Source organism: Halomonas sp. I5-271120, assembly GCF_030553075.1.
GTDB lineage: Bacteria > Pseudomonadota > Gammaproteobacteria > Pseudomonadales > Halomonadaceae > Onishia > Onishia taeanensis_A.
This window is the reverse complement of record NZ_CP130701.1, coordinates 707,927-727,041: the sequence shown is the minus strand read 5'-3', so window position 1 is coordinate 727,041 and position 19,115 is coordinate 707,927. Positions and strand designations below refer to the sequence as shown.

Annotated in this window: 23 protein-coding genes and 1 pseudogene; 11 read left to right on the top strand and 13 right to left on the bottom strand. The window is 62.7% G+C overall.

Features of this window, described 5'->3' with window-relative positions; genetic code table 11:
- Positions 1 to 9: 9 nt before the first annotated feature.
- From Q2K57_RS03200 to Q2K57_RS03190, 3 genes are all read left to right on the top strand, one after another.
- Positions 10 to 1,815, top strand: coding sequence for an acyl-CoA dehydrogenase (locus Q2K57_RS03200; RefSeq protein ID WP_304526115.1), 1,806 nt, complete (start codon positions 10 to 12; stop codon positions 1,813 to 1,815).
- A 152-nt stretch (positions 1,816 to 1,967) separates the two neighbouring features.
- Positions 1,968 to 2,816, top strand: a complete 849-nt coding sequence (locus Q2K57_RS03195) for a 3-hydroxybutyryl-CoA dehydrogenase (protein ID WP_304526114.1) — start codon at positions 1,968 to 1,970, stop codon at positions 2,814 to 2,816.
- Positions 2,817 to 3,012: 196 nt separating this feature from the next.
- The gene (locus tag Q2K57_RS03190; protein ID WP_304526113.1) at positions 3,013 to 3,786 is read left to right on the top strand and encodes an enoyl-CoA hydratase-related protein; all 774 of its coding nucleotides are present in this window, start codon (positions 3,013 to 3,015) and stop codon (positions 3,784 to 3,786) included.
- 104 nt (positions 3,787 to 3,890) lie between these two features.
- On the opposite strand, the gene Q2K57_RS03185 is transcribed toward Q2K57_RS03190, so the two are convergent.
- The 4 genes from Q2K57_RS03185 to Q2K57_RS03170 all read right to left on the bottom strand — a co-directional run bounded on the left by Q2K57_RS03185 (position 3,891) and on the right by Q2K57_RS03170 (position 6,677).
- Complete coding sequence (locus tag Q2K57_RS03185; RefSeq protein WP_304526112.1) at positions 3,891 to 4,781, bottom strand: DMT family transporter; 891 nt, start codon at positions 4,779 to 4,781, stop codon at positions 3,891 to 3,893.
- A gap of 323 nt (positions 4,782 to 5,104) precedes the next feature.
- Positions 5,105 to 5,683 (bottom strand): SCO family protein, encoded by a 579-nt coding sequence (locus Q2K57_RS03180; RefSeq protein ID WP_112054135.1) that lies wholly within the window; start codon positions 5,681 to 5,683, stop codon positions 5,105 to 5,107.
- 21 nt (positions 5,684 to 5,704) lie between these two features.
- Entirely contained in the window at positions 5,705 to 6,175 is a 471-nt protein-coding gene (locus Q2K57_RS03175) for a copper chaperone PCu(A)C (RefSeq protein WP_304526111.1), read from the bottom strand.
- A gap of 157 nt (positions 6,176 to 6,332) precedes the next feature.
- Positions 6,333 to 6,677, bottom strand: a complete 345-nt coding sequence (locus tag Q2K57_RS03170) for a hypothetical protein (RefSeq protein ID WP_304526110.1) — start codon at positions 6,675 to 6,677, stop codon at positions 6,333 to 6,335.
- 138 nt (positions 6,678 to 6,815) lie between these two features.
- Here Q2K57_RS03170 and Q2K57_RS03165 point away from each other — a divergent pair, with 138 nt between their 5' ends.
- Together Q2K57_RS03165 and Q2K57_RS03160 are read left to right on the top strand one after the other, a co-directional pair.
- The gene (locus Q2K57_RS03165) at positions 6,816 to 7,157 is read left to right on the top strand and encodes a TraR/DksA family transcriptional regulator (protein ID WP_304526109.1); all 342 of its coding nucleotides are present in this window, start codon (positions 6,816 to 6,818) and stop codon (positions 7,155 to 7,157) included.
- 175 nt (positions 7,158 to 7,332) lie between these two features.
- Positions 7,333 to 7,695, top strand: coding sequence for a hypothetical protein (locus tag Q2K57_RS03160; protein ID WP_146742465.1), 363 nt, complete (start codon positions 7,333 to 7,335; stop codon positions 7,693 to 7,695).
- A gap of 205 nt (positions 7,696 to 7,900) precedes the next feature.
- On the opposite strand, the gene Q2K57_RS03155 is transcribed toward Q2K57_RS03160, so the two are convergent.
- The 4 genes from Q2K57_RS03155 to Q2K57_RS03140 form a co-directional block, all read right to left on the bottom strand.
- Positions 7,901 to 8,986 (bottom strand): App1 family protein, encoded by a 1,086-nt coding sequence (locus Q2K57_RS03155; RefSeq protein ID WP_369700289.1) that lies wholly within the window; start codon positions 8,984 to 8,986, stop codon positions 7,901 to 7,903.
- Positions 8,987 to 9,180: 194 nt separating this feature from the next.
- Positions 9,181 to 9,744 carry a type 1 glutamine amidotransferase domain-containing protein gene (locus tag Q2K57_RS03150; protein ID WP_112054139.1) on the bottom strand — a complete coding sequence of 188 codons (564 nt, stop codon included), beginning with the start codon at positions 9,742 to 9,744 and terminating at the stop codon, positions 9,181 to 9,183.
- A 145-nt stretch (positions 9,745 to 9,889) separates the two neighbouring features.
- Positions 9,890 to 10,360: a DMT family transporter gene (locus Q2K57_RS03145; RefSeq protein ID WP_181463037.1), complete on the bottom strand. Its 471-nt coding sequence runs from the start codon at positions 10,358 to 10,360 to the stop codon at positions 9,890 to 9,892.
- Positions 10,361 to 10,370: 10 nt separating this feature from the next.
- Complete coding sequence (locus Q2K57_RS03140; protein WP_112054140.1) at positions 10,371 to 10,802, bottom strand: DMT family transporter; 432 nt, start codon at positions 10,800 to 10,802, stop codon at positions 10,371 to 10,373.
- A gap of 87 nt (positions 10,803 to 10,889) precedes the next feature.
- Here Q2K57_RS03140 and Q2K57_RS03135 point away from each other — a divergent pair, with 87 nt between their 5' ends.
- Both Q2K57_RS03135 and Q2K57_RS03130 read left to right on the top strand, forming a co-directional pair.
- Positions 10,890 to 11,816, top strand: a complete 927-nt coding sequence (locus tag Q2K57_RS03135) for a LysR family transcriptional regulator (protein ID WP_304526108.1) — start codon at positions 10,890 to 10,892, stop codon at positions 11,814 to 11,816.
- A gap of 85 nt (positions 11,817 to 11,901) precedes the next feature.
- Positions 11,902 to 12,030: pseudogene (locus tag Q2K57_RS03130) on the top strand (redox-sensitive transcriptional activator SoxR); the annotation flags it as partial.
- Between the two features lie 83 nt (positions 12,031 to 12,113).
- On the opposite strand, the gene Q2K57_RS03125 reads toward Q2K57_RS03130, so the two are convergent.
- Complete coding sequence (locus tag Q2K57_RS03125) at positions 12,114 to 12,728, bottom strand: glutathione S-transferase N-terminal domain-containing protein (RefSeq protein WP_258396004.1); 615 nt, start codon at positions 12,726 to 12,728, stop codon at positions 12,114 to 12,116.
- Positions 12,729 to 13,037: 309 nt separating this feature from the next.
- On the opposite strand from Q2K57_RS03125, the gene Q2K57_RS03120 reads away from it, so the two are divergent.
- The gene (locus Q2K57_RS03120; RefSeq protein ID WP_112054141.1) at positions 13,038 to 13,379 is read left to right on the top strand and encodes a zinc ribbon domain-containing protein YjdM; all 342 of its coding nucleotides are present in this window, start codon (positions 13,038 to 13,040) and stop codon (positions 13,377 to 13,379) included.
- Between the two features lie 184 nt (positions 13,380 to 13,563).
- On the opposite strand, the gene Q2K57_RS03115 is transcribed toward Q2K57_RS03120, so the two are convergent.
- Entirely contained in the window at positions 13,564 to 14,562 is a 999-nt protein-coding gene (locus Q2K57_RS03115) for an NADP-dependent oxidoreductase (protein ID WP_112054142.1), read from the bottom strand.
- Positions 14,563 to 14,769: 207 nt separating this feature from the next.
- Here Q2K57_RS03115 and Q2K57_RS03110 point away from each other — a divergent pair, with 207 nt between their 5' ends.
- Positions 14,770 to 15,714 (top strand): LysR family transcriptional regulator, encoded by a 945-nt coding sequence (locus tag Q2K57_RS03110; RefSeq protein ID WP_112054143.1) that lies wholly within the window; start codon positions 14,770 to 14,772, stop codon positions 15,712 to 15,714.
- A 62-nt stretch (positions 15,715 to 15,776) separates the two neighbouring features.
- Positions 15,777 to 16,079, top strand: a complete 303-nt coding sequence (locus tag Q2K57_RS03105) for a Dabb family protein (protein ID WP_112054144.1) — start codon at positions 15,777 to 15,779, stop codon at positions 16,077 to 16,079.
- A gap of 27 nt (positions 16,080 to 16,106) precedes the next feature.
- Here the strand turns inward: Q2K57_RS03105 and Q2K57_RS03100 are convergent, their stop codons facing one another.
- Positions 16,107 to 16,763 carry a 2OG-Fe(II) oxygenase gene (locus tag Q2K57_RS03100; RefSeq protein ID WP_112054145.1) on the bottom strand — a complete coding sequence of 219 codons (657 nt, stop codon included), beginning with the start codon at positions 16,761 to 16,763 and terminating at the stop codon, positions 16,107 to 16,109.
- A complete protein-coding gene (locus Q2K57_RS03095; protein ID WP_112054146.1) occupies positions 16,760 to 17,467 on the bottom strand; it encodes a CoA pyrophosphatase in 708 nt (235 codons plus the stop codon). Before Q2K57_RS03095 ends, Q2K57_RS03100 begins: the two co-directional genes overlap by 4 nt.
- An 84-nt stretch (positions 17,468 to 17,551) precedes the next feature.
- Between Q2K57_RS03095 and Q2K57_RS03090 the strand changes: the two genes are divergently transcribed.
- Complete coding sequence (locus tag Q2K57_RS03090) at positions 17,552 to 18,109, top strand: NUDIX hydrolase (RefSeq protein WP_112054147.1); 558 nt, start codon at positions 17,552 to 17,554, stop codon at positions 18,107 to 18,109.
- A 146-nt stretch (positions 18,110 to 18,255) separates the two neighbouring features.
- On the opposite strand, the gene Q2K57_RS03085 is transcribed toward Q2K57_RS03090, so the two are convergent.
- Positions 18,256 to 19,062, bottom strand: a complete 807-nt coding sequence (locus Q2K57_RS03085; RefSeq protein WP_112054366.1) for a TraX family protein — start codon at positions 19,060 to 19,062, stop codon at positions 18,256 to 18,258.
- Positions 19,063 to 19,115: the final 53 nt, after the last annotated feature.

The window sequence follows — 19,115 nt, the reverse complement described above, 5'->3', positions numbered from 1 at the left end:
ATGCCCGCGATGACGCCCTATCACGCTCCGCTGCGCGACACCCGTTTCGTGCTCGAGGAACTCCTAGAGCACACCTCTCTCGACCTGCCCGGCTTCGAGGACACCAGCCCCGAGCTGCTCGATGCCGTGCTTGACGAAGCCGCTCGGCTGGCCGGTGAGGTCTGGGCGCCGCTCAACCTGCCCGGTGATCGCCAGGGCTGCCGCCGCCAGCCGGATGGCAGCGTGACGGTACCCGATGGCTTCATCGAGGCCTACCAGGCCTATGCCGAGGGCGGTTGGAACGGCATCGGCGTCGCCGAGGCCCAGGGGGGGCAAGGGCTCCCCGAGGTGGCGGCCAGTGCGGTGCAGGAAATGCTGCATGGTGCCAACATGGCGCTGGGGCTGTGTCCGATGCTCACCGCCGGTGCCATCGAGGCACTGTCGCATCACGGCAGCGAGGCGCTCAAGGCGCGCTACCTGCCGAAGCTGATCGAGGGCGTCTGGACCGGCACCATGAATCTCACCGAGCCTCAAGCGGGCTCGGACCTGTCTCGGGTTCGCACCAAGGCCATTCCCTGTGCTGACGGTGAGGGCGACCACTATCGCCTGCACGGCCAGAAGATCTACATCACTTGGGGCGAGCACGAGGCGGCCGAGAACATCATCCATTTGGTGCTGGCGCGCACCCCGGATGCTCCTGAGGGCAACAAGGGCATCTCCCTGTTCCTGGTGCCCAAGTTCCTGGTCGATGATAACGGTGCGCTGGGGGCCCGCAACGATGTCACCTGTGCGTCTATCGAGCACAAGCTCGGCATCCACGGCTCGCCCACCTGCACCCTGAGTTTCGGCGAAGGCGAGGGTGCTATCGGCTATCTGGTCGGTGAGCTCGGTCGCGGGCTCAATCATATGTTCACGATGATGAACGAGGCCCGCCACAAGGTCGGCATCCAGGGCATCGGCGTCGCCGAACGCGCCACCCAGCAGGCCTTTGCCTACGCCGCCGAGCGCAGCCAGGGCCGTGCGCCTGGTTCGCGCGGCGGCGAGTCGGCCGCGATCATCGACCACTTCGACGTGCGCCGCATGCTGCTGTCGATGCGTGCGCGCACCGATGCCCTGCGCGCTCTGGCACTTTATTGTGCAGCGCAGATGGATGTTGCCCGCCATCACGGCGATGAGGCGACCCGCGACGCCGCTCAGGCTCGGGTCGACGTGCTGATCCCGGTGGTCAAGGCGTTCTCCACCGACCAGGCCGTCGATATCGCCTCGCAGGGGATACAGGTGCATGGTGGCATGGGCTATGTGGAAGAGACCGGTGCCGCTCAGCTGTGGCGCGACGCCCGCATTGCACCGATCTATGAGGGCACCAACGGTATCCAGGCCCTGGATCTCGCCGGGCGCAAGCTAGCCCGGGATGAGGGGGCCGCCCTTGCGGCTCTGCTCGATGAGGTAGAAGCCACCGCCGGGCAGCTCGCCGATAAGCTGGCGCTCAGCGCCCAGGGCGCCGCGCTGAAAGCCGGTGCCGATGACCTGCGAGCCGCCACGGCAGTAGTGCTGGCCGCCGGTCGCGATCCGGCTCAGGGCGCGGATGCCGTTCAGGCCTACGCGACTCCCTTTCTGCAACTGACGGGGCATGTGCTGTGCGCCTGGCAGATGGGACGCGCAGCGCTGGCCGCTGAGGCCGCGCTTGCCGCGGGGTCTGACGATCAGGCCTTCTATCGCGCCAAGTTGGCGAGTGCCGACTTCGTCCTGCGCCACTGGCTGCCAGTGGGGCGAGCCAACCGGGCGGTGATCGAGGCGGGGCTCGAGAGCCTGGCGATGGTGGGGCTCGATCACTGAGCACCTGCAGCATTTGGCACTGCAGCATTTTCCACAGAGAGGTAGGCTAGAGAGGATTGGGCGATGTGAGGCGCGTCGCCCGTTTTCTTGTTCCTGTCGGCGCTTCTGGCAGCAGTCGCTGCCAGCGGGGCGGCATCACGGAGACCCTCAACATGAGCATTTCCCGCATCGGCGTCGTCGGCGCCGGCACCATGGGCCAGGGCATCGCCCAGGTGCTGATCACCAGTCACCATCAGGTCGCGCTTTATGATGTCAGCGATGATGCCCTGGCAAGTGCCAAGGAGAAGATCGGCAAGGGCCTGGCCCGGCTGGTCGATAAGGACAAGCTAAGCGACGAGGGCCGCCAGTCGGCGCTTGATCGCCTTACCCTGACCACCAGCCTTGACAGTCTGCATGATCGCGAAGTGATCATCGAGGCTGCCCCGGAAGACCCGGCGCTCAAGGAGAAGCTCTTTGCTGATCTGAGTCATCTGAACCATGAGGCGATTCTCGCCTCGAACACGTCTTCGCTGTCGCTCACTCGTCTCGCGGCGGTATGCGAGCGCCCCGAGCGGGTAGTGGGCATGCACTTCTTCAACCCGGTGCCGGTATTGGGGCTGGTCGAGGTGATTCGCGCCGAGCAGACCAGTGACGCCACCGTCGCCAGGATCGAGCAACTGACCGAGGCGCTGGGCAAGACGCCGGTGGCCATCGCCGACTCACCGGGGTTTGCGGTCAACCGCCTGCTGGTGCCGATGATCAACGAAGCCGCCTTCCTGGTGCAGGAGGGCGCCGCCAGCCCAGAGGCCATCGACGAGGCCATGCAGCTCGGTGCCGCTCACCCCATGGGCCCGCTGAAGCTCGCCGACCTGATCGGGCTGGATGTATGCCTGGCCATCATGGAGGTGCTGCAGGAGGGCTTTGGTGATCCCAAGTACCGCCCCTGCCCGCTGCTCAAGCGGATGGTGGCCGCGGGCTATCTGGGCCGCAAGAGCGGTCGCGGTTTCCACGTCTACGAGTAGGATGATGGTGATGCGCGCTTGCCGGGCCGCCTGAGGTCGGCTCGGCGCAACCTGCGGGGCTTCAGTAGCCGGTTTTTCGCTTGCTCAAGACCTTGTTCAAGACAAAGGTGGGATCGTTTACCAACCGAGCGCTTGCTAGGTTGGACAGTATCGGCCCTCGGTGCCCGGGGGCGAGCCCTACCACACAGGAGTCATCATGAACGACGCACCGATCCATCTGGCCATCGACGCCGGTATTGCCCGCCTGACCATGAACCGTCCCAAGGCCCTCAATGCCCTCAATTCGGCGTTGCTCAGCGAGCTTGCTGGCATCCTGGATGACCTGGAGGCCCGCGATGACCTGCGAGCGGTATTGATCACCGGTGAGGGCGAGAAGGCCTTTGTGGCCGGTGCTGACATAGCCGAGATGCGCGACAAGACCCCTGATGAAGCCCGCGCCTTCGCCAGCCAGGCGCTGAACACCATCAAGCGTCTGGAGCGTCTGCCGGTGCCGGTGGTGGCGCTGGTCAACGGTTTCTGCCTGGGCGGCGGCTGCGAACTGGCGCTGGCCTGCGACTGGGCGGTGGCCAGCGACAACGCCGTGTTCGGTCAACCCGAAGTGTTGCTCGGCGTGATTCCCGGCTTCGGCGGCACCCAGCGCCTGCCGCGCCGGGTCGGTCCCGCCATGGCACTGGATCTGGTCACCACCGGGCGCAAGATCGATGCTCAGGAAGCTCTGCGCATCGGCCTGGTTAATCAGGTGATGCCTCAGGCCGAGCTGGAGCAATACGCCAAGACGCTCGCCAAGCAGCTCGGCGGCAACGGCCCTCAGGCCGTGCGCAGCGCCAAACAGGCGGTGCACGACGGTATGGATCAGGATCTCGACAGCGCCCTGGCGCTGGAAACCAGCCTGTTTGCGCTGGGCTTTGCCGGCAGCGAGCAGAAGGAAGGCATGACCGCCTTCCTCGAGAAGCGCAAACCGAGCTTCTAGGCAGCAAGCGCTCCCGGCCATCGTTAACGGCCGTGGTGATAACACCACGGCCGTTTTTCATGTGCTGGGCTTTGTTTTTCCAGGTTCTGCCATGCCATCGGCCATCACGGCTTTGGGGAGGCGGTGGGCCGTTTCCAGCGGATCATTCGTGTAGCAATGGCGGTGCCGATCAGCGTGATCGCCATGCCGGCCAGTATCTGCAGGCTGAGTACTTCGTCCAGCAGCAGATAGCCCCATAGCAGCGCACTTACCGGCACCAGAAAGGTGACGGTCGACGTCGCGGTGGCCCCGGCACTCGACAGCAGGCCGAAATACAAAAGGAAGGCTAGCGTGGTGCTGAAGGCCGCCAGTGCCAGGCCGTTGCCCCAGGCCATGGCGCTGATCGGCTCCGCTGGCCACAGCAGCAGCCCGGGAACCAGCAGTATCAGCGCCGACATGGCGGTACTGCCCGCCGCCAGCACGCGCACCGGGAGGTGCGACAGATAGGTCTTCGAATAGTTGGTGGCGACGCCATAGCAGAAGGTCGCACCCAGGGCCGAAAGGATGAACCAGCCATCGCCGCCCAAGGCGAAATCCAACCGGTTTGCCGAGAGCACATAGACGCCGAAGAAGGCCAGGGCCAGGCCGAGGTATTGTTGGCGCTGCACGGGCGTGGTGAAGAACAGCGCGCCCAGCAGCGCGGTGAAGATCGGCGTGGTGGCGTTGATCAATGAGGTGAAGCCTGCCTCCAGCCGGGTAGTCGCCAGGGCCAGCAGGCAGAACGGCAGCACATGGTTCACAAGCCCAAGCAATAGCAGACGGCCCTTGTTCTCCCACACCAGCTTCAGATAGCCCACCCCAAGCAACAGCGGCACCAACAGCAGAGCGCCCACACCCATACGCACCAGAATCAATGGCACCGGACCGAATTCCGGCACGGCTACCCGCATGAAGATGAACGACATGCCCCATAGGGTAGAGAGAAAGACCAGGCGAAGCGTATCGGCGGGTGACATCCAGCATCCTTGTGTCGGCAGGGGGAGGCAGCAGGTTACGGCCGATAGGGGGCTAACGGAAGTCTGTTTCGACCAAAGCGATGCTGGCGGTGGAACGCCGGATGACCTAGCGTAATAAGCTGATGGACAACATTCGACTATCCGGCAGAGGCGGCGACGCCTCTGCCTTTTTTTGTTGCTGAATTCATGCATGATCTGGCCATGATCATGAATGCCACGCTAACCATAGCCCATCGCAATGCAACGAGTGGCCCGGCTTTGCATTGACGCCTTGTTACCCCTTACGTCTGTCCCTTTCTCCTGGCGATATATGTCTACGCCTCTTATCCCCGCTCCATCAGGCGCTTGAGATCGCTGACCATCGAAGGAATCGGATCACTGTTGCGCATCAGCAGGCGAGCGTCGCCTTGTTCGTTGAAGACGAAAATGCCGCTTGAGTGCGAGACGTCATAGTTGCCGTTTTCGTCCTTTTCGCCGTATCCGTAGCTGACCCGGTAGCGGTTGGTCAGCGCATCGAGTTGGGCGGTGCTGCCGGTAAGGCCGATGAACTGTGGCCCGAATACGTCGGTGTATTGCCGGAGCCTCGCCGGGGTATCGCGCTCCGGGTCTACGGAAACGAACAGCACCTGTATATCGTCACGAGCGGGTTCATCAAGCTTCTTGATAGCAGCCGTCATCCGCGCCAGGGATGTGGGACAGACATCCGGACAGTGCGTATAGCCGAAGTACAGCAGGGTGGTCTTGCCGGTGTAGGCGTCTTCTTCGACCTGCTGGCCATTCTCGTCCATCAGGCTCAAATCAAGGGCCGGCATGATGTCGGAGATGTCCGAGGTGTGCCAGTTGGGGTCCTCGCAACCTGCCAGCAACACTGACAAGAGGATCGGAGAAAGCCACTTGAGCATCAGGGGGCTCCTGGACGGTGGTCAGTGCATGGTCGCGGGAGAAACGACCTCAAAGGTGGCAGGCAACTGCTGGCCGTCTGCGAAGAGCAGCACCACCTCGACATCATCACCCACTTCCAAGGGGGCGACGCGGTTCATGAACATAAGGTGATAGCCTTTCGGCGCAAACTCAAAGCTTTTACCGGCGGCAATGTCGATTGCCGGCACGGCCTGCATGCTGGCCATCCCGTCCTTTTCCATGCTCATGTGAATCTCGGTATTCTTGAAGGCGTCGGTCTGAGCGCCCACCAGCGTCACGTCTTCAGCGCTATCGTTTTGCAGGCTGAAGTAGCCGGCGCCTGGCATATCGCCCGGCAGAAGGCTGAGCCGAGCATCCTGGAGGGAAAGCTCTTGTGCGTGCGCCATGCCGCCGGTCAGCAGTAGTGCCAACAGTCCGCAGGCCCACTTGCCACGGGCGTGTGTCAGAGCACGGGTTCTCAGCTTGTTCGCCATCAGGATGTTCTCCGCTCGGGTGGTGTCAACGCCATGCCATGATGATACGGCGCTTAAGGGGCTCTCCGGTACAGACCTGACCGACCACTGTGAAGGTTTGGACCGGCAGGCCGGACAAGACACGCGTATGTCGTGAAGCCGGGTATTCGTTTCTTGATCAGCAGATAGCCGACAGGCCACAGTTCGAGGTGTATTCGCGCGAGTTCACGTCCAGCGTGAGGCGCTTACGACTGGTGTCGTAGAAAAAGGAAGCATAGCCGTCGTCGTCTGCCGTCTTGTAGGCGCCGCAGATGCCATAGCCGTACTGCACTTCCTGCAGGTTTTGCAGTTCGATCGCGCTGGAGGTATCGAGAGAGGTAGCTAGCGCCTGCTGGATTTCGCCGTCCACCCTGTCGTCGGAGATGGCTTGGCCGCCAAAAACAAATGCTGCGAGGGCAATAATGCCGATCACAGGAACGATGATCATGAGTAAAAACGGGCGTGAAATAGTCATGACGAGCATTTTATGGAGAATCCAGCAGACCGGGCAAGCGGGCCGCTATGCGGCGGATTGTCCTACCTGACGTTCGGCCATGACAGGCGCCGGTCGACAAGGGTAGCGTGGAGCTCTACGTCTTAAGCCCTAAGCCAGGAGGCGATGATGAACCATCCCGAACTCGACATGGACGACGTGCAGCGTCGCTTGCTGGAACAGCGTAAGCAACTGGTGGAAGAGGGCGATGCCAGCGCCGATAGCCGCGATACGGTGGCGCTTGACCAGACCAGCACCGGGCGACTGACGCGTATGGATGCGTTGCAGACACAGGCCATGGCGCAGGCTGCCCAGCGGCGTCGTGAGGCGGCGATTCGCTTCATTGACCTGGCGCTCAAGCGCATCGACGACGACTGCTTTGGTGAATGCATCGAATGTGGTGAGTACATCGCGACCAAGCGACTGGGGCTGAATTACGCCACCCTGAAGTGCATCGACTGCGCCGAATAGCGCGTGTGCCTGGGCAACGACATGGCGTCAATGATTCAATAGCGCCTCTGGATCGCACTTCTGATCGCGTTGCTGACAGAAATGTTGATCGCGCTTTGGTTTCAACCTCTTCAGGACGCTTCTCATGCCTATTCCTCCACCTTCCAAGCCCGGTAGCGACGAGACTGCTCGCACCATGTTGCGCCTGCTCGGCGGTTTCGCTGCGCCAGCGGCCATCTATCTGGTTGTCTGGGAGGCTGTGGCACGCTGGGTGTTGCCCAATATTGCCGCAAGCGGCAAAGGCTTCGTTATCGACCTGTCTAGCGTTTTGATTCCCTGCGTCGGCGTGCTGGCAAGCATCTTCATCACGGGCGTAAAGGCCGGCCGGATGCTGGGCGGCGGCGTGATGGCGGTGTTCTTCCTGATCCTGTATTTCTCGTCCGGCGTGGCGTTCAGCTGGTCGCCGGTCGGCCTTACCTTCGCGGGCATCGCGCTGGCATGGGGGCTCGCTCGGTTCTGCCCGACGATGAAGCCTGATCTGAGCACCGCGTTTGGCTAGTCCGGGCCTCAGTCCGCTATTTCCAAGACACCTACACGACAATCGCAACACACGCCCAAGCACGCATCGGACCCTCCTGGCGCCGGCAATCAGCTGCTCATCTCAGTATCTAAGTATCTGAGTATCTGAGCAGCTGGGCACCATGCACCATGCACCATGCATCATGGCAATCAGCGGCGTTGGCAGGACGGTAACGCTCGCGCCGTCATTGCTCTTCGCGAACGGACGCCAGTCCCTCAGCGGAGATATAGCCGTGCGCCTTGGCATGCTCGGCCATGCTGAGGCTGCTGTCGGCGAGGACCAGCGTGCAGCCGGTATGGCTGACCTCAGCGGCCAGCCGCTCGATGGCGGCATCGCGTTTGGGGTCGTTATCCACCTTGCGGATGTATATCGCTAACACTCGCTCGGGGTGCTCTTTGACGATCTCGGTGTAGACCTCGGGGTCTCGCTGACCGCTATCACCGATGAGAATGAACGGCAGGTCGGCGTAGAGCGAGAGCATGTTGCGAATGACGTCCGACTTGTGGTCCTCGGCCTTGCGGGGCCACGGGCGCGAAAGGCGTAGTCCCCATTCGCGCAGGAAAAGGATCGGCCCCACCGGTATCCGGTTGAGGTTGAAGAACAGGTCGAGCATTTCATAGATGCACCAGGGGCCTCGCGACACGTAGAGCATCGGCCGCTTGCGGTTGCCTTCGACGCCCCCATAGAGTGCCCGGTAGAAGGCGGCGACCCCGGGAAAGGCCGTGCGTCGCTGCGCTTTTTCCATGAACAGCCGGTAGAGCATCTTCAGCTTGTTGGCGACGCCGGTGTGCATCACCGTGTCGTCGATATCGCTGATCACGATCAGGTCGGCGTTGGTTGGCGGGATATAGACCTGAGTCTGGGTGCTGATGGCGTCTTTTTCCGAGAGCACCTCCAGGCTGGCCGTATGCCAGACCCTGTCAGTGGGCAAGGAATGATTGATGTCGATGTGGGCGTAAAAGTAGCCATCCCGGTCGGTAGTGACGATGGTCTTGGCATCGCCAAGACGCATGATGATGCGGGCATCGCGCACACCGCGACGAATGATGCGTCGAGCGACATCCACCAGGTCCCGCGTGGTACCGCCTTCCTCCCACCGTTTGCCGGTGCCTGGCTGACGAAAGACCCGCCCCATGACGAAGGCTTCCTTGCGGGAGCCGTAGCCGCGATAGGGCTGGACGATGACGCCACCGCGGCCCTTGTCGCTTTTCATCGGCCGTGTGAACAGGCGCACCAGTTTTTTCGTGAAGTGCAGCAATTGGGCGATCAACAGGCGCCTCACTAGTGGTCTGAATAAGCACGCTATCGTGGCGGGAACTGACGGGATATCGGCCACCCGGGCAGGCCGCTGGGCTCATTATGCGAAGTGCAGGGCTATCCTGCAAAAGTATGACAGCGAAAAACCCATCGCCGGGGCGGCGATGGGCCTAGAGAAGTGAACCTGCGTGTAGCACGTCAGGTCAATCAGGCGTGCTGGTGGCTATGACGCCCTTCAGCCATTTCCTCCAGCAGCTTGCCGTTGAAGGCATCGAGGTCTACCGGCGTACGGCTGGTGACCAGGCCGCTATCGACGACGACCGGTTCGTCCGACCAGTGAGCGCCTGCGTTTTTCAGGTCTTGGGCCACCGAGGGTACGGATGTCATACGGCGGCCTTCGACGACGCCTGCGTTGATCAGGATCCAGGGGGCGTGGCAGATCGCGGCCACTGGCTTGCCGGCCTCGAAAAAGGCCCTGACGAAGCTGAGTGCCTGTTCGTTGAGGCGCAGCGTGTCCGGGTTGAACAAGCCACCTGGCAGCACCAGCCCGTGATAGTCCGCGTGATGCACGTCCTCGAGGCGTTTATCCGCGGCGTAGGTATCGCCCCAATCGGTTTCGGCCCAGGCACGGATGCCGTTGCCGTCAGGGGTGATGACATGCACCTCCACGCCTTGGCCTTGCAGTGCCGCCCTCGGCGAGGACAGTTCCGATTCTTCGAAACCGTCGGTGGCGAGAATGGCGACGCGTTTTCCGTTCAGTTGCTGAGCCATCGTGACCTCCAGGTCGTGATGTTGCCGTGAATGACGAGCCGATGGGCTATCCCGGTCCATCTATTGGCCTACTCATGACCTTGGGATAGCTCGCCGCCAGTTCAAGGGAGCCCTGGCGAATGATTAGAGCGCCATAGGCTGGGTGTCAGGCGCTGGCAGTCTGGCGCTCGCGTCGTGCGTTGCTCAGGTAAATCAGGAACAGCGCCCCGGCAAGCAGCACGATGGCAGCCAGACGTGACGGGTCCAGCGGCAGGCGGTCATTGTCGAGCCAGCCGAAATGATCGACCAGCAGGCTCATGATCAACTGCCCGGAGATTACCGCCACGGTAGCGGCCGCAGTGCCCACGCGCGGCACGGCGAAGACGATTGCCAGCATGTACACCACGCCGAATAGCGCCCCGGTAAGCTGCCACTTGGGGACGCTGAACAGGGTGGCTGAATGCGCCGGCTCAAAGAAGAACACCAGCAGGAAGGTGACGACCGCGCCGATGACGAAGGTCAGCCAGGCGCTGGCCAGCACCCCGACCTTGGCCCCGAGGCGACCGTTGACGGAGGACTGTGCGGCGAGCACGGCGCCGCCGAGCAAGAGCAGCGGGAATACCAGAGTGAGCATCATCCTGACCTCCTTAGTAGATCAACCAGAGTGCGAGAAAAATCAGCGCCAGTGCCAGCAGGCGATAGCCATCGATGGCGCGGCGTTCACTGCCGAGCAGGCCAAAATGGTCAATGATCAGGCTGGCGCCGATCTGCCCGCACAGGATGCCGACCATGGTCATGCCGACACCGACAATGGGGGTGGTCAGGGTCAGCACGACCACATAGATGGGGCCCAGGAGTCCGCCTGTGAGTAGCCAGCGCGGTTGCTTGAACAGCGTGGTCAGCGGCGGCCGTCCGATGAAGACCATGGCGAGAGTCAGTAGCAGCCCGCCGACCAGGAAGATCGAAAGGGTGGCCGATAAGTGTCCGACCTGCTCGCCCAGGGGGCCAAGCAGGCCCGCCTCCACCGATAGCCCCATACCCGCGCATAGAACGAAGAGAAGCGTGGCAATTTGCTGCATCGTGTTTCCTTCGATGTGAAAAGCGGCCACAGTACTGCTGTGCTATAAAAGGCACAATGGCGGTTTATGGCAAAGGTTTATTGCGATATGAGCAATTCTGTCACCCTGATTGCACTGCGACTCTTCGTGCGGGTGGCCACTTCGGGAAGCTTCGCCGAAGCGGCGCGCCACTTCGGCCTGCCGGCGTCGTCGGTCTCACGGCGGATTGCCGGCCTCGAAAAGGCCCTCGGTCATCGCCTGTTGTATCGGCACACGCGAGCGGTGCGGCTGACCGAGGTCGGCGAGGGGTACCTCCATCAGGTTCGCGAGGCGCTGGAGAGCCTGGACATGGCGTCCGAGCAGGTCAGCGGTGCCGCGACCCACCCGCAAGGCCTCTTGCGCGTCAATGCCCCGGTGGCCTTTGGGCGTCTCCACGTGGCGCCGCTGCTGGCGAGCTTCCAGGCGCTGTATCCCGACATCGACATCGAACTGACCCTCACTGATGCCTTCGTTGATCCGGTGCAGGAAGGGGCAGACATCGTCATTCGCATCGGGGCTCTCGAAGATTCGAGCCTGGTGGCCCGCGAACTCGCTACCCAGCGTTTTGTGGCCTGCGCCGCCCCCGGCTATCTGGCCGCGCATGGCGAGCCGCAGAGCCCAGATGATTTACCCGCGCATAACTGCCTCGTCTACAAGGGAACCCGCGGCGTGCAACCCTGGTTTTTTCGCGCCGCTAGTACCACGCCGTTTCGGGTCGTCGAGGCTAGGGGGAATCTTCGCAGCAACAATGCCGAGAGCCTCGTCGAGGCGGCGCTGCAGGGTCAGGGCATCGTGCTGTTTCCCACCTGGCTGCTGCAGCAGTATCTGAAGGCCGGCAGTCTGGTACCGGTGCTTAATGACTGGGAAGCGGCCGGAGAGCCGACTCTGCAGGGCATTCACGCCATCTACCCCGAGAATCGGCTTCGCTCCTCAAAGGTCAGCGCCTTCCTCGAGCACCTTCATGATCATTCACAGTCCCTGACGGACGGGGCTTAGAGGCTGCTTGGTTCAACTGACTTATTCTACTGAATTGCTCAACTGACTCGTTCAATTGACCAAGCTGAGTGATCAGCTCGATCAATTGGCCAGGCTGCGTGATCAGCTCGATGGCTGTATCGGCTGCGGCTGTTTGTCTCTTGCCAGCTGTCCGCTTCGAAACCCCGGCGACGTCTTGGGAGAGGTCGCGGCGGATGGGCAAGATCAGCCGTGAGGGCATGGTCTGGGGAAGACGCTGGCGCCCGCCTGTCTGGCGGGCGCGTGTGATCATTGCCCCTTGCCCACGAAAGCCGCTACTCAGGCGTTAGTGGGGCGGGTTGCGCTGAAGCTCTCTCTGGCCAGAATGCGCTCTAGCCAGCTTGCCAACTGGGGGTGGGCCTGGTGCCAGGCGATCTCCGGCAGGCGGAAGGCCAGGTAGTCCAGCGCCACGGCGATGACGATGTCGCCAAGGGTTGGCTGTTCGCTGGATAGACTCGTCACCTGGCTTTCGAGGCTGTCGATGGTGCGCAAGACGGCGTCGTGGCGGCGCTGAACCAGGGATTCGGTGTTGGTGCTGTCGGAGTGAAACTTGTGAAGCATCACCGTGTGGAAGGCGGCATCCATGAGTCCCTGACCGAGGCCGGCAAGCGCCAGCACCTCGGCTTGCCGTGGTTCGGGCACCCGCGATGTCGTTGGTGCCTCCGCGATTCCCTCCAGGTAACGCGCGATCAGCAGCGATTCGGTGAGGGTTTGGCCGTCGTCGGTGACCAGCGCCGGCACTCGGCTGAGCGGGTTGGCCGTCAGCAGGGCGGGGTCGGTGCTCCACGGGTCGACCCGAGAGAAGGTGATACGATTCTCCAGGCCTCTTTCTGCGACCACCACGCGCACGGTGCGTGCGTAGGGGGACGTGGGGCTATATAGCAGCGTCATCATGGGCGTTTTCCTGGTTGCCGGTTGTTGCTGAGTGGATACGGAGTCATGCGTTGATTTGGCCTGCGCGGCGCCATGCCGCAGGCGGCGAGTGGGGCCTTGGGTGGAGTGGCGGCGCCAAAACGGGTAGGCTTGCCGGCCTTCGTGCCTCTCGGCGGTATAGCGAAAGGGATATCTCAGTGGGGCGCGACCCCACCTGATGACCAAGCTCTATTTGCCAAGTTCTATCTACCAAGCTCTATTAACCAAGCCCTAGCGATAAGCCTTTTCTAAACCTTATTTGTTGAAGCCCCACACGACCAGGACTGAATCATGAGTGATCTTCCCAACTGCCCGTCATGCGATGCCGACTACACCTACGAGGACGGCGCCATGTTTGTGTGCCCGGGCTGCGGCCACGAGTGGGCCCAGGACGCCGCAGCTGATGCCAGCGATGACTCGCCGGTCTATCGCGATGCCAACGGCAACGTGCTGGAAGACGGCGACAGCGTGACGGTGATCAAGGATCTCAAGGTCAAGGGCGCTTCTTCAGTGGTCAAGGTCGGTACCAAGGTCAAGAACATCCGCCTGATCGAAGGCGACCACGACATCGACTGCAAGGTCGATGGCATTGGCCCGATGAAGCTCAAGTCCGAGTTCGTCAAGAAGGCTTGAACGTCTGCTGGATGAGGTATCTGGGCTTGGCGGCCGGCGGTGATTCGCATCAGCATAGCCCGCTAACTTGGTCTGCCAACATGGTCTGCCAACCTAGTCAGCTCACATAGCCTGCATAAAAAACCGGCCGGGTCCGTAATGGCCCCGGCCGGTTGCATGTTAGCCAAGCGGCAGCCGCGAGGGCTTAGAGCTTGACCAGCATCTTGCCATGGTTGGCACCTTCGAAGAGCTTGAGGAAGGCATCGGGGGTGCGCTCCAGGCCTTCTTCGATGGTTTCCTCGTAGTCGATCTGGCCATTTGCGACCTGCGGGCCGACTTCTTCGAGGAAGGCGGGATAGTTCGCCCAGTGATCGAAGACGATGAAGCCTTCCATACGGGCACGGCGGATCAGGATCATCGCCAGGTTGCCCGGACCGGCGCTCGGCGCGTCCTCGTTATAGCGGGCGATCATGCCACAGACGGCGATCCGCGCACCCACCCTCAAGTTGTTCAGCGCCGCTTCCAGGCAGATGCCCCCGACGTTTTCGTAGTAGACATCGAAGCCCTCGGGGCAGGCCTCGCTGAGCGCTTCGGTCAACTGGGCGGCGCTCTTGCCCTTGTAGCTGACCGCCTTCACGCCCTTGGACTCAAGCCAGTCAAGCTTTTCCTGGGACCCGGCGATGCCCACCACGGTGCCACCCTTGGCCTTGGCCAGCTGCACGGCGAGCGAGCCCACTGCGCCGGCGGCACCGCTGACCAGTACGTTGTCACCTTCCTGCATCTCGGCGATGCGGTTGAGGCCGGTCCAGGCGGTCATGCCCGGCATGCCGAGCACGCCAAGGTAGGCCTGATCCGGCACCTCGAAGGCGGGCAGCGGCTCGAGCTGATTGCCCGGTAGTTGGGCAATATCGCGCCAGCCTGCCATGTGGCGAACTTTGGCGCCCACCGGGAAGTTCGGGTCGCGAGATTCGATGACCTCGCCCACCGCGGCGCCTTCCAGTGGCGCATTCAGCTCGAACGGATCGATGTAGGTCTTCACACCGCTCATGCGACCGCGCATGTAGGGGTCGACTGACAGCCAGGTGTTGCGTACCCGAACCTCACCATCGGCCGGGGCCGCAAGCTCGGTCTCGTGAAGTTCGAACAGATCCCGCGCCGGGGTGCCCTGTGGATGGTCAGTGATGGTGATATAGCGGCTTTGCATCGGCTGTCTCCCTGAAAGCTTGTCGTTAAAGGGTAATGAACGTTGAGTGGCAAACCCTTGCCGGGCTGCACCGAGGAATGGGTACAGACTAGTGCACTATCGTCATATCAATCCAATGCATGTTGCTTAATCGTGCTATGCGTTTAAGTGATAGTGTTTGCCCTTGAAGCCCGGAGCGTCGTCTCCAACACCCTTTTCGGAGTTTGCATGCACCTCGCTGATCTCGCCCGTCATGACCTCAATGCCCTGGTCACCCTGCATGCGCTTCTGGATTCGCGAAGTGTGTCGCGGGCCGCCGAGCGGCTCAACCTGAGCCAGCCGGCAGTATCGCGGACCCTGGCCAAGCTGCGCCAGGCCTTTGATGACCCTTTGTTCGTTCGCACCCACCGCGGCCTGCGCCCCACGGCCCGTGCTGAGGAGCTTGGCCCGCCGCTGGCAAGGCTGCTGCAGGAGCTGGGTGCGCTGCTGGCGCCGCCGACCTTCGATCCGGCCAGCACCACCCGGCGTTTCAGCCTGGCCAGCACCGACTATGGTATGCATGCCTTTCTGGCACCCCAATGGCGGGCACTGAAGGAGGAGGCGCCGCATCTGCGCCTCGAGATCGAGAGTTATCGTGGCAGCATCGAGCACCAGTTGGACGAGGGTGGCCCCGAGCTTGCAATCAGCGTGCCCGGCGAGCGGGTGCCGGCGAGCGTGCATGGCCGCGAGATCGGCGCTGATCGCTTCGTCTGCGTGATGCGCGAGGATCATCCTCTGGCCGCCAAGGAAGCGCTAGGCCTGGACGATTTTCTGGCCGCCGATCATCAACTGGTCAGCATGGGCGGCGATGACCGAGGCGCGGTGGACCTGGCGCTGGAGCGCGAGGGGCTAGCCCGCCGGGTAAGCCTGCGTCAGCCGCACTTCCTGGCGAGTTTCTCCACCACCCAGCACAGCGACCTGCTGCTATGTGTGCCGGGCTGCCTGGCGGCTAGCGTGATCGATCACTGGCCCCTTGCAGTGCGCGCTCTGCCGGTCGCGGTACCGGCGTTCTCCTATTGGCTGGTCTGGCATGAGCGCCATCACGCCGATGCAGGGCATGCCTGGCTGCGCGAGCGGCTGTTTCATGGCCTGACGGCGCGGCACCGAATGCTCAGCGAGCGCCTGGCAGCGTGACAGGCGCGTGCCGATTTTCCGACTCACTCGATTCAGACACACTCGACCGACAAGGACACCCCATGATCAAGCACATCGTGCTCTGGACCCTGCATGAGCAGGCCGAGGGCCGCACCAAGGCCGAGAATGCCGCGCAGGCGAAGCGTCAGCTGGAGGCGCTGAACGGACGTATCGAGGGCCTGCTGAGCCTGGAGGTTGGCATCGACCTGCTGCACACGGACAGCTCGGCAGATCTGTCGCTTCTGGCGACGTTCGCCTCCCTCGAAGCCCTGGAAGCCTATCAGCGGCATCCCGAACACAAGGCGCTGATGCCGTTCATGGCCGCGATCCGCTACGACCGGCGCGTCATCGACTACGCCTTGTGAGGCCGCTCCCGGTTGCTCAGAACGTGGTCATCGGGCCGGGTCGACCAGGCCGTTGAGAGAGGCGTTGCGTCGGAACCAGCCGGCGATGCTGGCCCGCGGCCGTCGGGTCGGCAGTACTTCGTGTGGGACCGTTTCCGAGAGAAAGCAGACGAAGGTGCCGGCCTCGGGGCGGATGCGCGTAAGCTCGCGCTCCGGCTTGGCAGGATCAAATACCGCCATTTCGCCACCGCCGTCGTCGGGCCAGTCGCTGTTCAGGTAGAGCACCGTCGAGACCACTCGGTTGGCGCGGCCGCGGAAGCTGTCGACGTGTTTCTGGTAGAAACTGCCCGGCGGATAGTGGGCGAAATGCGCCTCAAACTCGAATAGCCCCAGGTAGAGCTCGATATTCAGGGCGCGTTGCAGGGTGTCCATGGCGGACAGGTACTGGCGTTGCGGCAGACTTTCCCGGTTGAGCCAGTGGATGGCATCACCGCGGATGTCGCGGCGCAATTCGTGAGCCTCGCCGCGGCCGATGCCGGCGGCGCGCAGCGCGTCGCGTGCCGCCAGGTCAGTGAGCTCGCGTTGTAGGGCAAGGCACAGGGCAGGATCGATGAAGCCCTCGGCCACGCACCAGCCGTGCTCGACCAGGCCATCGACCAGATGTGTCAGACCGGCCGGGTCGAGCAAGGGAGTGTCGGAAATCATGGCGCCCTCATACGACGTTCGGGCCGGTAGCATAGCTCTCCCGCCGGGCGCTCGAACAGGCTGATCGGCATCGCGAAGCCTTCCGCCAGCAGCTCCACCAGCATCATCGCCGAGAGCCCCCAGATCACGTGATCATCGTCTTGCGGATTGCCCTCCTGACCCTGAGTGCCCTGGGTGTTGGGCATCCCGTGGTGGGGCACCCTGTCGCTAGGCCCGCTGTTAGGAACCCGGTAGCTAGGAACATAGTAATCGCGGCCGTCGACCCGGATCACGTCGGTATGGGTGCGCTTGTCATCGAGAAAGTGCGTCAGCGGCACCTCGAAGATGGCATTCAGCTCGCCAAGCTCCGGGACTAGCGGCAGGTCGGCGGGAATCAGCCCCACATAGGGGGTGACGCGAATGCCGTGCAGCGAGATGACATCGCTGAGCCGTCCCAGCAGCTGTACCCGATCAGGGGGCAGGGCGATTTCTTCTTCGGCCTCGCGCAGGGCGGTATCCAGCAGGTCGTCGTCGCCGTGTTCCCACTTGCCGCCGGGGAAGGCGACCTGGCCGCCGTGCTGCTTGAGATGATCGGCGCGGCGGGTGAACAGCAGCGTAGGTTCGGGACGATCCACGATCGGCAGCAGCACCGCGGCGCGGGGCATCTTGAGGGTAAGCCGTTGCGGGACATGTGCTTGCAGGCGATCGCGAAGATTCTCTAACATGGGTCTTCCACAGGGTTTATATCCTTGTAACCAGCCCCCGTAAGAGCGTCAAGTGGGCATCCCACAGGCCGCGTGAGGACCGTCATGAATTTCTGCAGCCAGTGCGGGCAAAATGTCCGTTTTGCCATCCCCGAAGGCGATGACCGCCCACGCTTCCTGTGCGATGCCTGCGGTACCATCCACTACCAGAACCCGCGCATCGTCGCCGGCACCCTGCCGGTGAGCGGCAGCAAGGTGCTGCTGTGTCGGCGTGCCATTGCACCGCGCAAGGGCTACTGGACACTGCCGGCTGGGTTCATGGAAAACGCCGAGACTACCGTCGAGGCCGCGGCCCGTGAGACCCGCGAGGAGGCCTGCGCCGAGGTCGAAATTCACGATCTCTATACCATGATCAACCTCCCGCACATCGACCAGGTATTCATGATCTTCCGCGCCGATCTCACCGGCGGCTTCGGTGCCGGCCCCGAGAGCCTGGAAGTGGCGCTGTTCGAAGAGCACGAGGTGCCCTGGGAGGAACTGGCCTTCCCGACGATCGAGCGCACCCTTCACCACTTCTTCAACGATCGGGTCGGTGCGCACTACCCGCTGCATATCAGCGATATCACGCCCGAGGATCGTGAACGTTACTTTGGTAGCGCCTGATTCTAGACATGGCCTGATACAGACAGCGCCTGATGAAGTACCCCGCCTGAATCCATGGCCGACCTTGCAGTCGGCCTGACCCGATTTTCGCCCCGGCGCTTTTCTAGCGAGCCCCTCTTCCCGCTCGCCTGGATGCGCCTTGCTCTCTAGCTGGGCCAGTGCAGCAGCAGCGCGATCACCGCGAAGTGCCCCGGATACCAGGCAAGCCATAGCCGCCGTGGCATCGCGTAGATAACTCGTGGCACCCAGCGCCAGGCACCGGCGGCCAGCATCACCAGGGTTAGACTGGTCGCCACGGTGAACCCCTTGGCCATCTCGGAGCTGTTCATCAGGCCGGCGTTGAGCAACACCGGCAGTGCGGATGCCGCCGCTGCCAGGCCTGTCAAACGGCCTGTGCCGGGATCGCCTAGCCCCGCGAAGGCCAGCATGTAAAGCGGAATCATCGCCAGGCCAAGGTGGCCATATTCTACCCAGTTCCCCAGCACCCACCAGGCCAGGCCGAGCATTATCAGGCTGGCGATCGCAAGACCAGGGGGCGCCAAGGCTTTCCGGGGCTGATCGAGTGGCCTGTCGTGGTGGGGATGGTGCTGAAACGCCCCGCGGTAAAAAGACCGGTCCCGAAACACCAGATCACGTAGCAAGATGCCGGCAGCAAGCCCCGCCGCCAGCGTGAAGCAGATGTTAAGCTGAAAGCCGTCACGCGGCATGGTCATGTAGGGCAGCTGAGCGATCAGGCCGATGATCAGGATGCGCTTCGCGTAGCGCAGCGGGCTTCTGGTATTGAAGAGGCCGTGCCAGGCGACCATGGCAGAGAACAGCGGGAAGGCAATGCGGCCGATTGACGAGCTGGCCCAACCGGCATCCCAGCTGTCGGGCAGCAGGTAACGGGTGATGTGATCCACTGTCATGGTGATCAGCGCCAGCCACTGGCCCCAGCCGGTCCAGTGAGACATCGTCGCCCGCTTGGAAGGTGGTCGCCTGGTGCTGCGCTGGCCGGCCGCTTCCC

Excerpts from the sequence above, each read along its gene's own strand:
- Q2K57_RS03135 (WP_304526108.1), top strand. The coding sequence starts at position 10,890 with ATGAGCAATTCTGTCACCCTGATTGCACTGCGACTCTTCGTGCGGGTG.
- Q2K57_RS03200 (WP_304526115.1), top strand. The coding sequence starts at position 10 with ATGACGCCCTATCACGCTCCGCTGCGCGACACCCGTTTCGTGCTCGAG.
- Q2K57_RS03095 (WP_112054146.1), bottom strand. The coding sequence starts at position 17,467 with ATGTTAGAGAATCTTCGCGATCGCCTGCAAGCACATGTCCCGCAACGG.
- Q2K57_RS03085 (WP_112054366.1), bottom strand. The coding sequence starts at position 19,062 with ATGTCTCACTGGACCGGCTGGGGCCAGTGGCTGGCGCTGATCACCATG.
- Q2K57_RS03185 (WP_304526112.1), bottom strand. The coding sequence starts at position 4,781 with ATGTCACCCGCCGATACGCTTCGCCTGGTCTTTCTCTCTACCCTATGG.
- Q2K57_RS03175 (WP_304526111.1), bottom strand. The coding sequence starts at position 6,175 with ATGGCGAACAAGCTGAGAACCCGTGCTCTGACACACGCCCGTGGCAAG.
- Q2K57_RS03125 (WP_258396004.1), bottom strand. The coding sequence starts at position 12,728 with ATGATGACGCTGCTATATAGCCCCACGTCCCCCTACGCACGCACCGTG.
- Q2K57_RS03115 (WP_112054142.1), bottom strand. The coding sequence starts at position 14,562 with ATGCAAAGCCGCTATATCACCATCACTGACCATCCACAGGGCACCCCG.
- Q2K57_RS03140 (WP_112054140.1), bottom strand. The coding sequence starts at position 10,802 with ATGCAGCAAATTGCCACGCTTCTCTTCGTTCTATGCGCGGGTATGGGG.
- Q2K57_RS03110 (WP_112054143.1), top strand. The coding sequence starts at position 14,770 with ATGCACCTCGCTGATCTCGCCCGTCATGACCTCAATGCCCTGGTCACC.
- Q2K57_RS03150 (WP_112054139.1), bottom strand. The coding sequence starts at position 9,744 with ATGGCTCAGCAACTGAACGGAAAACGCGTCGCCATTCTCGCCACCGAC.
- Q2K57_RS03160 (WP_146742465.1), top strand. The coding sequence starts at position 7,333 with ATGTTGCGCCTGCTCGGCGGTTTCGCTGCGCCAGCGGCCATCTATCTG.
- Q2K57_RS03190 (WP_304526113.1), top strand. The coding sequence starts at position 3,013 with ATGAACGACGCACCGATCCATCTGGCCATCGACGCCGGTATTGCCCGC.
- Q2K57_RS03170 (WP_304526110.1), bottom strand. The coding sequence starts at position 6,677 with ATGCTCGTCATGACTATTTCACGCCCGTTTTTACTCATGATCATCGTT.
- Q2K57_RS03105 (WP_112054144.1), top strand. The coding sequence starts at position 15,777 with ATGATCAAGCACATCGTGCTCTGGACCCTGCATGAGCAGGCCGAGGGC.
- Q2K57_RS03100 (WP_112054145.1), bottom strand. The coding sequence starts at position 16,763 with ATGATTTCCGACACTCCCTTGCTCGACCCGGCCGGTCTGACACATCTG.
- Q2K57_RS03180 (WP_112054135.1), bottom strand. The coding sequence starts at position 5,683 with ATGCTCAAGTGGCTTTCTCCGATCCTCTTGTCAGTGTTGCTGGCAGGT.
- Q2K57_RS03090 (WP_112054147.1), top strand. The coding sequence starts at position 17,552 with ATGAATTTCTGCAGCCAGTGCGGGCAAAATGTCCGTTTTGCCATCCCC.
- Q2K57_RS03165 (WP_304526109.1), top strand. The coding sequence starts at position 6,816 with ATGAACCATCCCGAACTCGACATGGACGACGTGCAGCGTCGCTTGCTG.
- Q2K57_RS03145 (WP_181463037.1), bottom strand. The coding sequence starts at position 10,360 with ATGATGCTCACTCTGGTATTCCCGCTGCTCTTGCTCGGCGGCGCCGTG.
- Q2K57_RS03120 (WP_112054141.1), top strand. The coding sequence starts at position 13,038 with ATGAGTGATCTTCCCAACTGCCCGTCATGCGATGCCGACTACACCTAC.
- Q2K57_RS03195 (WP_304526114.1), top strand. The coding sequence starts at position 1,968 with ATGAGCATTTCCCGCATCGGCGTCGTCGGCGCCGGCACCATGGGCCAG.